Origin of the sequence: Caulobacter sp. BE264 (assembly GCF_031457805.1) — a bacterium.
In the GTDB taxonomy this organism is placed as follows: Bacteria; Pseudomonadota; Alphaproteobacteria; order Caulobacterales; family Caulobacteraceae; genus Caulobacter.
Map to the genome: position 1 here is coordinate 1 of NZ_JAVDXI010000020.1, position 1,524 is coordinate 1,524.

Sequence of the window (1,524 nt, forward strand, 5' to 3'; positions counted from 1 at the left end):
TGTCCGTCGTCAGGACATTTGGCGCAGATGAGGACGTAAATTAGCGGAGAGCGGGCCTCGTCTGGGGGTTGATGTTAGGCGGCGAGCTTGCGGTGCAGCAAGCGCCGATATTCGAGGGTCTGTCGCTTGACCGTTTCGCGCTGCTTGATGATGGCGGCGGCCCTGCCGAAGTAGGCGTCGGCCGGGGTCACGTTGGCCAGGCTCTCGTGATAGCGCTGGTGGTTGTAGTGCTCGACGAAGGCCTGGATCTGGGCCTCCAGGTCGCCGGGCAGGAAGTAGTTTTCCAGCAGGATGCGGTTCTTCAAGGTCTGATGCCAGCGCTCGATCTTGCCCTGGGTCTGGGGATGCATCGGGGCGCCGCGCACATGGCTCATCTTGTTGGCCTCGATGTATTGGGCCAGCTCATTGGCGATGTAGCTAGGGCCGTTGTCGCTGAGCAGTCGGGGCTTGTGCAGCACCGTGGCGCTGTCGCAGCCGGAAGCCGCCAGGGCCAGGTCCAGCGTGTCGGTGACGTCCTGCGCGCGCATATTGGCGCACAGCTTCCAAGCGATGATGTAGCGCGAGAAGTCATCGAGCACGGTCGACAGATACATCCAGCCCCACCCGATGATCTTGAAGTAGGTGAAGTCCGTCTGCCACATCTCGTTTGGCCGCGTGGTCTTGGTGTGGAAGGCCTCGGCGGCCTTGATCACGACGAAGGCCGGGCTGGTGATCAGGTCGTGGGCCTTGAGCAGCCGGTAGACCGTGGCCTCGGAGACAAAGTACTGACGTTCATCGGTAAATCGCACCGCCAGCTCTCGCGGTGACAGCTCGCTGTGCTCCAGCGCCATCTCGACGATCTGGCCCTGGATGTCGTCGCCGACGCGGTTCCACACCCTGCTCGGCGCCGAGGGGCGGTCCTCCAGGGCTTCGGGCCCGCCGTCGAGGTAGCGGTCGTACCAGCGATAGAAGGTCCGGCGAGGAATGCCCAGCTGCTCCAGCGTGCGTTTGGCGGGCAGGTGCGACTGCTCGACGATCCTGATGATCTCCAGCTTCTCGGATGCGGGGTACCTCATTCGTCGTCGCCCCCATCGGCGATCATGCTTTTTTTGAGCAACCGGTTTTCCAGCGTCAGGTCCGCCACGCACTCTTTCAGGGCGCGGGCTTCGCGGCGCAGGTCCTGCACTTCGCCGGTGGTTGCGGCCCGGGCGGTGTCCCCGGCCAGGCGGCGCTTGCCCGCCTCCATGAACTCCTTCGACCAGGTGTAGTACAGGCTCTGGGCGATCCCTTCCTTGCGGCACAGCTCGGCGATGCTGTCCTCGCCGCGCAGGCCCTCGAGCACGATGCGGATCTTGTCCTCGGCCGAGAAGTGGCGCCGCGTCTGTCGCCGAATGTCCTTCACCACCTGCTCCGCAGGGGACTTCGCCGGCAATTTCACGTTGGAGGATCTGGGCTTCATCTTCGTTCCTTCGTCACTGCGACGAAGCCCAGATCCTCCTCAACTCACAACCTCAAATCTGTGCCAGTGGTGCTGACGGGGGACAG

The 1,524-nt window shown here is 63.6% G+C and carries 1 protein-coding gene; it reads right to left on the reverse strand.

Annotated features, from left to right (window positions below; translation table 11 throughout):
- Nucleotides 1-74: 74 nt before the first annotated feature.
- Nucleotides 75-1,438 (reverse strand): IS3 family transposase gene (locus J2X45_RS20260; protein ID WP_249357752.1). Its coding sequence is split into 2 segments (ribosomal slippage): nt 75-1,088 and nt 1,091-1,438, totalling 1,362 coding nucleotides; the frame shifts between segments, so codons are not numbered across the junction.
- Between the last annotated feature and the right edge of the window lie 86 nt (nt 1,439-1,524).